At 42.7% G+C, this 9,734-nt stretch carries 7 protein-coding genes; 4 read left to right on the top strand and 3 right to left on the bottom strand.

Features of this window, described 5'->3' with window-relative positions; all coding sequences use genetic code 11:
• Nucleotides 1–362 (top strand): enolase C-terminal domain-like protein (locus tag H6S82_RS08330; protein ID WP_347339475.1); only part of this gene is annotated, 362 nt, incomplete at its 5' end.
• Complete coding sequence (locus tag H6S82_RS08325) at nucleotides 344–1,762, top strand: 2-succinylbenzoate--CoA ligase (protein ID WP_190462292.1); 1,419 nt, start codon at nucleotides 344–346, stop codon at nucleotides 1,760–1,762. The genes H6S82_RS08330 and H6S82_RS08325, both read left to right, overlap by 19 nt.
• On the opposite strand, the gene H6S82_RS08320 is transcribed toward H6S82_RS08325, so the two are convergent.
• Nucleotides 1,716–2,141, bottom strand: a complete 426-nt coding sequence (locus H6S82_RS08320; protein ID WP_190462294.1) for a thioesterase family protein — start codon at nucleotides 2,139–2,141, stop codon at nucleotides 1,716–1,718. The two genes, H6S82_RS08325 and H6S82_RS08320, sit on opposite strands and share 47 nt — an antisense overlap.
• 66 nt (nucleotides 2,142–2,207) lie before the next feature.
• Between H6S82_RS08320 and H6S82_RS08315 the strand changes: the two genes are divergently transcribed.
• Nucleotides 2,208–2,891 (top strand): Uma2 family endonuclease, encoded by a 684-nt coding sequence (locus tag H6S82_RS08315; protein ID WP_190462296.1) that lies wholly within the window; start codon nucleotides 2,208–2,210, stop codon nucleotides 2,889–2,891.
• Between the two features lie 163 nt (nucleotides 2,892–3,054).
• Here the strand turns inward: H6S82_RS08315 and H6S82_RS08310 are convergent, their stop codons facing one another.
• On the bottom strand, nucleotides 3,055–3,501 hold the full coding sequence (locus tag H6S82_RS08310) for a tellurite resistance TerB family protein (protein WP_190462298.1): 447 nt from the start codon (nucleotides 3,499–3,501) through the stop codon (nucleotides 3,055–3,057).
• A gap of 90 nt (nucleotides 3,502–3,591) precedes the next feature.
• Entirely contained in the window at nucleotides 3,592–4,914 is a 1,323-nt protein-coding gene (locus H6S82_RS08305) for an ATP-binding protein (protein ID WP_190462301.1), read from the bottom strand.
• Nucleotides 4,915–5,348: 434 nt separating this feature from the next.
• Here H6S82_RS08305 and H6S82_RS08300 point away from each other — a divergent pair.
• On the top strand, nucleotides 5,349–9,734 hold a 4,386-nt coding region (locus H6S82_RS08300), incomplete at its 3' end, for a PAS domain S-box protein (protein ID WP_191056146.1).

Genomic DNA, 9,734 nt, shown 5'->3' with positions numbered 1-9,734 from the left:
CCGTCGAGCAATTTGATGCCATGTTAGATTTAGCTAACCGCTATTCTACCCCAATAGCATTAGACGAATCCGTTGCCACACTTAGCCAATTGCAAACCTGTTACGAAAAAGGTTGGCGAAGTATTTTTGTCATCAAACCCGGCATAGTTGGTTCCCCCAGACTTCTGCGTCAATTTTGTCAGCAACATGACATTGATGTCGTCTTTTCATCTGTTTTTGAAACAGTTATTGGCAGACAAGCTGCACTTAACCTTGCAGCTGAACTTTCTCATCGCGATCGAGCAGTTGGTTTTGGCGTCAATCACTGGTTTAATGAAGATGAGGAAACGTGGCTTGAAAATTTATGGAACAACCCCCATTAGATCTTGTGGGGCAGGTGTCTCACCTGCCAAGTAATTGGCTAATTGGTTACAACACCCATCAATTTACTCAACTTGTCGAACAATTACATTTAGAATTAATCCAAATATCCAAACATAAAAACTCACCAAAAATTATCTTAGCAGAACGCAATCCAGTGCGCTTTTTAGCCGGTTTCATCGTTGCAACAGCCGCCGGGTGCCCCGTATTTCTCTGCAATCCTGACTGGGTAAAAGCGGAATGGCAACAAGTTTTTGAATTAGTCCAACCAGACATAATTTGGGGACAACTGGCAAAAAGCAATATCCCGCCCAAAAACTCCTCAATCCCAAATCAAAAATCTCAAATCCAAAATCGAATTATGATTCCCACGGGCGGTTCGTCGGGTGAAATTCGCTTTGCCATCCACACTTGGGAAACATTGACAGCATCCGTGCAAGGATTTATCCAATATTTCGATATAAATACAGTCAATTCTTTTTGCGTATTACCGCTTTATCATGTCAGCGGTTTGATGCAATTTATGCGCTCATTCCTCACTGGCGGAAAACTGGCGATTATGCCATTCAAAGCAATAGAAGCTGGTGAAAAATGCGAAGTCGAACCAGCGGAATTTTTCATATCTTTAGTGCCAACTCAACTGCAACGTCTGTTACAGAGTACCCCACAATGGTTGTCTCAGTTTCAAACAGTTCTGTTAGGAGGTGCTACAGCTTGGCACGAACTTCTGGAACAAGCGAGACACCATGAAATTCGGTTAGCACTCACTTACGGGATGACAGAAACCGCCTCGCAAATTGTCACCCTCAAACCAGAAGATTTTATCAAAGGAAATAATAGTTGCGGACAGGTTTTACCTCATGCACAAGTAAAAATTTGCAGTCCAAATGGCGAGATATTAGGTGTGAATAAGGCTGGTATCATTAGCATTGAGGCTGATTCATTGGCGCTTGGTTATTATCCGGATAGGTCATTTGTTAGAGAAAAGCAGGGAGTTTTACAACTGGATGATTTGGGATTTTTTGACGAACAAGGTTACTTAAATATTGTCGGACGTAACAGCAATAAAATTATCACTGGCGGCGAAAATGTTTTTCCATCGGAAGTGGAAGCGGCGATTCGATCGACCGATCTAGTTAGCGATGTCTGCGTCATTGGCATACCCGATCGGCATTGGGGTCAAGCGGTGACGGCTGTGTACGTTCCCAAGCATCCAGCAGTTGACACCGAGAAGCTGCAAACCGCAATTTTAGATAAATTAAGTAACTTCAAACGACCCAAATATTGGATACCTGTAGAAAGTTTGCTGCGTAACGCGCAGGGTAAAATCAATCGCGAACAAATACAACAAATAGCTATTTTGTCGCATCCAGATCGTTCCAATCTTGCAGCCAGTCAATAATGTCTGTGGGCAATTCTTTTCTACTTCTACTCGTAGGATCGATGCAGGCGTGTCTAGTCATTGCCTTGGCTAGCTGCTGCTGCTTAGTATCGAAAATTTGATATTCAATTTCAAACTTATTGCTAGTTAAACTTTTCGGAAACAAGTAAATAATTATCTTGTCGCCACAGAACATCGGGCGAAGGAAATCAACGCTAGCATGGATGATGGGAATGGCAACTCCTGAGTTAGTACTGAAAAACGATCTAATATTAATCCCAGATGCTACCAGGGATTCTTCGTAGGCTTCGTGACACATTGGCAAAACATTGGCGAAATAAACGACGCCTGCTGCATCGGTATCTTGAAAGCGAATTGTCCGAGTATAAGAAAAAGGCATTTCTTCGCTAATCTCCCACAAAATTACAGCTATAATTGTTATACAACCATAATTGGTGTCATCGCTATGACTACCGCCACTCCTACAGATATCCAAACAGTCCTCGCCACAGGTTTACCCCAGTGGAAACCAGCTACTTGGTCAGACTACTTAGCTTGTCGCGATGCAGAAACCTTAGAGAGAATCAGGCTGTTTTTTAATCGGGATCGACTTTTAATTGATATGGGTTCAGAAGGAATCAATCACGCCAGTGTTAGCGACCTGTTCATCATGCTGTTTGGCTTCTGGTTCAGTCGCTTTACACAACAAATAGCAGCTTCTTTTGGACGCTGTTTGCTGGAGAAGGCGAACACACAAGCAGCAGCACCAGATTTAGTATTGTACATCGGTGAAGGAGTTCCACAATGGCAACAAGGCGAACTGCGTCGAATTGATTTAAATAGGTGGCGAGTACCGGATTTGGTGGGTGAAATAGCTGACACAACTATAGCGACTGACTTGGATGAAAAGAAAAAACTTTATGCCGATTTGGGAATTCCAGAATACTGGGTGGTTAATATTCGAGGCAGACAGGTTATCGCATTTCGGCTACAGGAAAGTGGTAAATATCAACAGTGTAGCGAGTCTGTCGTACTTGCTGGGTTGCCTATTTCTTTGCTAGAGCAAACTTTGGAACGTCTGAACGAAGGAACTAATATTACCGCTGCTGTGTGGTTTTCTCAACAGATTGCAAATTTGAAAGTTGAATGAAGAAAATTATTTTCGGGTTTGTGTGGTTTCTTAGTTTGATGTTTGGATTTTATGAGGCGTCTGTTGGCATTAACTCATAACTGTAGGGTGCTAATACACACCCTACATTAGTTTAATCAAAAATTGCCAGCCTGGATGACCTTGCAGTTTGCTGAATAAACTTCTAACCTTTGTTTTTTATCAGCATGACATCTATAATTTTGACAGCAGTCTCTTCAGTTATTTCTAAAGCGCGGTAGAGATCGTTCAAAAGTTTTTCTTCTTCTTCGGTGACTTCGCCATCTGCCAAAACGATATCAGTTGCTACAGCAAAAGCTGTGTCTTTCAGTTCATCCGGAAGCGTAGACATTGCGGCATTAAACAGGGTTTCTGGGCCTTCCCTTTGCAAAATACCCAGGAGTCGATCAATCATTTTTCTCATTACGTCACCCGGATAGCTCCTGAACAGTTGCATCCGAGATAAAATAGTGCTAATGGCTTGCGCTTCCGAATCGGTAACGTAACCGTCTGCCGCTACTGCAATCAATGCGATCGCCGCAAATGCTTCCGCTGGCCCTAGCGTTGTTTGGGTTTGCTTGCGACCGCCTGCTATTTTATCGAACAAGCCCATTGTATTTTCCTCTTTCTGGTACTACGATCTCACTATTAGTAGCACATTTATCTCTATCACGTTATCAAAAAAAATTAATTTAATCTAAAATTATCCATCCAAAGTTGCCAATTCTCCCTTCAGATAGTCAACAAATTGTCGAGCCGTTCTACCGGATCGTCCGTTGTGACGAGTTGCCCACTGGAGAGCGCGGTACTCTAATTCTTCTAGAGGAAGAGTAATTCCAGCTTGCTCTGCTAAATGGCGCACAATTGTTAAATAAGTTTTTTGATCCGCAGGTTCAAAAGTGAGAGTAAGACCGAAGCGATCGCTAAACGAAAGCTTCTCCTGTACTGTATCCCAAGCATGAACTTCCTCATCGCTGGGAGCAGGTCGATCTTTAAAAAATTCGCGAATCAAATGACGCCGATTGGAAGTAGCATAAACTACCACATTTTGAGGTCGAGCAGTTATATTCCCTTCCAGGACAACTTTAAGAGCCTTGAAAGCATCGTCATCTTCTTCAAAGGAGAGGTCATCTACAAAAATGATAAACTTCTGCGGTACGTTCCGCAACAGTTCGACAATTTTTGATAAATCTTTCAAGTCAGATTTTGACACTTCGATGAGGCGGAGATTGCGATTGGCATACTCATTCAATAATCCCTTCACCAAAGAAGATTTTCCCGAACCGCGACTGCCGTAAAGCAAGACATGAAGCGCTGGATAACCTAACAATAAAAACTCGGTATTTTTCATCAAAGCATCTCGCTGGGACTCATATCCCGCCAGTTCCTTGATTTTGATGGTATCGGGGTATGCAATGCCCAACAACTGACCGGACTGCCAGCGCAATGCTTGATATTCAGCCAAAATCCCCGTACCGCACTCCCGGTAATAAGCGGCCAAATCTTCGACAGCATCTGTCCAATTATCCAGTTCTTGCAGAGAGGCGATCGCTTTTTTTTCTGCATCGGATAGATAGCTGATTTCATCTTGTTCTCGATACCAAACCACAGGTGCCAGCGGCAGTTTCGATGCTTCTTGTACCCAGCAACTAAGTTCCGCACCGCTGCATTCGTAAAGACTTTGTAACGCTTGTAAATCTTGCTGAACTGCTGCTACTAAAGCCGATGGTAAACTTGCGAAATCTTGCCGTTGCGCTTGCTGGGTAAACGGGTTATCGTTTCTGAGAATTTGCCAAATTAAGTAATCCTGCCAACTTTTATTTGTGGCGGCTATAGCTTGGAACCACTTGCCATAAGCTTGCAAGTAAATCAGCCCTTCCGCATCCCAGCGTTTCAAAGCATCGAGCAGTTCCAAGAAAGCTATACCCGGTGGGTCGCTTAAAACCGATCGGTATAGCAACAACGACGCCGCTTGGCGTTGAAGGAATTGGATAGAGGAAAGATCTGCTGTATCAAGAGAAGACATGAGCTACAAAAGTCAATCATTCAAAAGTCATTGAATTGTGGGTTGGCTTAAAAATATTACCGCTGCACGAGCATTCGTTAAAAAGTCAACAGTCTAAAATGCTTTGAGCATCAGGGAAGCGAAAACGAACTACTGAAACTGACAAGTTGGGTTAGCCTGGGGTAAGGCAGCACCTACATTGCCAGCGATCGCCCCTAATTTATAATATTTTAAGATCGCCTCAACTGGGGGATTTGCCTAATATTTTAAAGCAATTAGGGATACTCGCGGCATATCTCTGAGAATGTGTTTCAAAATTTAAGCTAGTTTAAACAAAAGAAGAATAGACATCTCTTCCAAAAGAATCTCAAAGGGCAGGCAGGATGCCTACCCCACCAGAATTTTGGGATATGTTTAATGGAAAATAGTCAGTTTTTGCTTAGGCTACGTAAATTATGCGATCGTTCCTCCCGTTCCACCGACTGAAAATCCCCCTGCGGCTCATCCTCGTCGTCCCCTTCGTGCTGCTAGTGGCGATCGCAGTAGGACTGACCAACTATTTTTCACTTCAGAATAGCCGCTCAGAAGTAGAGCAACTGGCACACCAGTTGATGATTGAAGTTGGCGATCGCGTCCACCTCTACTTAGATCACTACCTAGAACAACCTGAGCAGATCGATCGCAGCAACGCTAACGCTGTGCGTTTCGGCCAACTTGACCCCCAGAACATCAATGCGGTAGAACGTCATCTGATCTGGCAAATCTCCAATTTTGATAACATTCAAAGTATTTTATACGCCAATGAAGAGGGAGATTTGAGAATCGTTGAATCCATCGACGGTAAACTGATACTTAAGATTGCAAACAACCCCGATATTAGAAAATTTGAACAGTACGCTATTAACTCAAACGGTCAGCTATCTAAATTTATAAAAATGGGACAATCTCCACAAAATGGGGAGATTCGACAGCAGCCCTGGTATAAATTAGCCAAACAAACAAAAAGAGAAATCTGGAGTTCAGTCTATACATCAGGTGATGGCACTGAAATTCATATTAAAGCAATTTTACCTATTTATAATGTCAATAAAAAATTTGTAGGAGCATTTGAGTTTAATTTGAATTTGAGCAAATTAAATGATTTTATCAACCAATTGCAACTGCGGAATACAGGTGTTGTTTTTCTCATGGAAAACGATGGCTCTTTAATCGCCAGTTCCACAGATGAATTACCTTTTATTAAAACCAGGGATGGTAAATTTAAGCGAATTTTGGCAACTCAAAGTCAGAATCCTCTAATTCAAGCTGTCAGTCGCAATATAAAATCGCAGTTTAATTTGAACGAGATCGATCGCCTTCAGCAGTGGCAATTTATCGAGAACGGGAAAACCTATTTCTCCCAAGTAAAACCATACAAAGATAAGTATGGCTTGAATTGGTCGATCGTGACGGTTGTACCGAAGTCTGACTTCATGGCCAAGATCGATATTAATACTCAATATACTATTCGGCTGACGGTATTGGCAGCGATAATAACGATCCTCCTGGGTATCCTAATTGCCAACCGGATTGCCCGTCCAATTCTCACCCTCAGCGAAACTTCAGCAGCAATTGCACAAGGCAATCTAAATGTGCAAATTCCCGAACATTTGCCCGTGCGGGAACTCGATCGCATGGCGCGTTCTTTTAACCAGATGGCGCAGCAATTGCGGGAAGGTTTCGATCGCATCCAGACAAATTTGCGCGAATCAGAAGCAAAATTAAGCGATATTATTAACAGCCCGATCGCATCAATTATCCAGCTGCGAATCTTCGCCAATGGAAATTGGAATATTGAGTATCTTTCCCGTGGCTGCGAATCTATTTTTGGGTATAAACCCCAAGAATTTTTAGAAGATAAATCCATCTGGATGTCAAGAATACTGCCAGAGGATCTCGAAACTATAATTCTTCCTTTATTTAGTGAGGTTTTTGCCGAAAAAACTGTCAGTTTCGAGTATCGATTCTACCACAAAGACGGGAGTCTGCGGTGGTTAGGAGCCAGATTGACCTCTAGATACGATCGAGTAGCCGATTGCTGGTTCGTCAATCAGTTCACCATTGATATTAGCGATCGCAAAACCTTGGAAAGAGAACTTGCCTTCCGAGAAGCCCAACTGAATGTATTATTTAATTCTGCACCGCTCGGCATAAATATTATTGATGACCGATTGCAGTTTGTCAAAGTGAACGAATCTCTGGCAGAAATTAATGGCGTACCTATGTCAGAGCATATCGGTAAAACAATTCGCGAAATTTTACCTCAACTAGCTCCTATTGTCGAACCGATTTACCAACAAGTTCTTACCACAGGTCAGCCGATTTTGAATTTAGAAGTGAGTGGAGAAGTTCCCCTGCAACCAGGTGGGATTCGCTACTGGCTGGCTTCTTATTTCCCCATTCCCAATCCAGAGAACAATGCTGTTTGGGTGGGGACAGTCGTGGTAGACATTACAGAGCGAAAACTAGCCGAACAAGCTTTGCAAAAGAGCGAAGCTACTAACAAAGCTTTGATCGCAGCTATTCCCGATTTGCTCATTCGCATGAGCAGAAACGGCAATTATTTAGATTTTTATGCGGGTAGCAATTTCCACATCATTAACCCTCACCAGAAACGAGAAGGAGTCAATCTTTTTGATATCCTACCTGCCGATCGAGCCCAAGAACGCCTTAATTATATCCAGCAAGCCCTAGAAATCGGTGAAATTCAGACCTACGAACAGCAAATCCTCGTAGAAGGTAAACTTCAGCATGAAGAAACCCGCATTGTACCAATTGAAGGGGATGAAGTTTTGGTAATAGTACGCGACATCACCGCTCGCAAACAAGCAGAAGAAGCATTGCGCCAAAGCGAAAGCGCCCTAGCTGAAGCTCAGAAAATTTCTCATTTAGGCAATTGGTCTTTCGATCTCATCAACCAAAAGATCGTCTGGTCAGAGGAAACTTTCCGCATCTACGGAGTTGAGCCCAGCCAACTCGAACCTAGTTACCAAAAACTTTTAGAATTCACTCATCCAGATGATATAAAACTCCTAGAGCATAATGTCAAATATGCGATCGCTGAAGGCAAAAACTACGAACATGAAATTCGCATTTTTCGACCGGATGGCTCAATGCGTTACACTTTGGGCAAGGGACAAGCTGTTTTTGATGAAGCGGGACAGGTAGTCAAACTGTTTGGCACCGTACAGGATATTACAGAGCGAAAATTAGCCGAACAAGCCCTACAAAAGAGCGAAGCTACTAACAGAGCTTTGATCGCAGCTATTCCCGACTTACTCGTTCGTATGCGCCGAGACGGCACTTATCTAGATGATTTCTATGCCGAAGAAGACTTCAATATCCTCTACTCTCAGCAGGAACAAAAGAAAATCACTATTTTTGATGTCCTACCTGCCGATCGAGCCCAAAAACGCTTTAATTATATCCAGCGAGCTATAGAAACGGGAGAAGTTCAAACCTACGAACAGAAACTCCAGATCGAGGATAAATTACATTACGAAGAGACACGCATCGTACCAATTCAGACGGATGAAGTTTTGCTGATAGTGCGTGACATCACCGCTCGCAAACAAGCAGAAGCCGAACTGCAAAAAGCTAAAGAAGCCGCCGAAGCCGCCAACCGTGCCAAAAGCGAATTTCTCGCAAATATGAGCCATGAAATTCGCACTCCTATGAATGCCATTTTGGGTTTTTGCGACTTACTGCAAAACTGCATCACTGAATCCCAGCCGCGTTTTTACCTGCAATCTATTGCTGCTAGCGGTAAAACACTCTTAGCCTTAATCAACGATATCCTCGACTTATCTAAAATTGAAGCCGGAAAGCTACAACTGCACCACGAGCCACTAAATTTACGGGTATTAGTTCAGGAGATTTGCCTAATTTTTTCCCAAAAAGCTCAAGAAAAACAACTTTCTTTGCTGAGTGAAATAGATGAAAATTTACCCACAGCTATTCTGTTCGACGAAGTACGTCTGCGCCAAATTCTTTTCAATGTAGTTGGCAACGCTCTCAAATTTACCGAATCCGGTAGTATCAAAATATCCGCTCGCTCTCAGACGAGAATTTCAGAAAATAGTGTGTGTCTGGAAATTGCCGTAGCAGATACCGGAATTGGTATTCCTAGCGATCAGCAAAACAGTATTTTTGATGCTTTTTTGCAAGTGGAAGGGCAAAGCACTCGCAAATATGGTGGGACTGGCTTAGGATTAGCAATTGTCAAAAGACTAACTCAACTTTTAGGTGGCAAAGTAACGCTACAAAGTCAACTGGGTCATGGTAGTACTTTTACCTTCACTTTCCCAGAAGTTTCTGTGACAAACTCTACCACAGAAAGCACAGTTCAATCAGATTTGGATAATAACTTAGATATTTTTAAAGCTACCACAATTCTCGCTGTTGATGACGTACCATCTAACCTCAATCTGCTCCAAGGTTATTTCGCGGGCACAAAACACAACCTGCTGTTGGCTAAAGATGGATTGGAGGCAATTAATGTTGCCTTAACTCACGATATTGACTTGATTTTATTAGATTGGCGAATGCCCAACATGGATGGGGGCGAAACCAGTAAATTTTTGCAAAAAGACGATCGCACTAAACACATTCCTATTATCATGGTTACGGCTTCTGTTTTAAAAGAAGAGCAAGAAGCATTGCGATCGCTCTGTCATGGCTTTCTGCTCAAACCTGTCAGTCTCCAGCAGTTAATCTCGGAGTTAAGAAAATTCCTAACTTTAGATGAAACTTATTTAAAATCCCACCCAGAAAAAGCTGCAATTGTTCCGGTTAGCGATATA

It is taken from the genome of Planktothrix sp. FACHB-1355 (genome assembly GCF_014748295.1).
In the GTDB taxonomy this organism is placed as follows: Bacteria; Cyanobacteriota; Cyanobacteriia; order Cyanobacteriales; family Aerosakkonemataceae; genus Aerosakkonema; species Aerosakkonema funiforme_A.
Note: the sequence above shows the minus strand (reverse complement) of the source record. Positions and strands in the feature narration are given on the sequence as shown.

Excerpts from the sequence above, each read along its gene's own strand:
- H6S82_RS08315 (WP_190462296.1), top strand. The coding sequence starts at position 2,208 with ATGACTACCGCCACTCCTACAGATATCCAAACAGTCCTCGCCACAGGT.
- H6S82_RS08310 (WP_190462298.1), bottom strand. The coding sequence starts at position 3,501 with ATGGGCTTGTTCGATAAAATAGCAGGCGGTCGCAAGCAAACCCAAACA.
- H6S82_RS08325 (WP_190462292.1), top strand. The coding sequence starts at position 344 with ATGGAACAACCCCCATTAGATCTTGTGGGGCAGGTGTCTCACCTGCCA.
- H6S82_RS08320 (WP_190462294.1), bottom strand. The coding sequence starts at position 2,141 with ATGCCTTTTTCTTATACTCGGACAATTCGCTTTCAAGATACCGATGCA.
- H6S82_RS08305 (WP_190462301.1), bottom strand. The coding sequence starts at position 4,914 with ATGTCTTCTCTTGATACAGCAGATCTTTCCTCTATCCAATTCCTTCAA.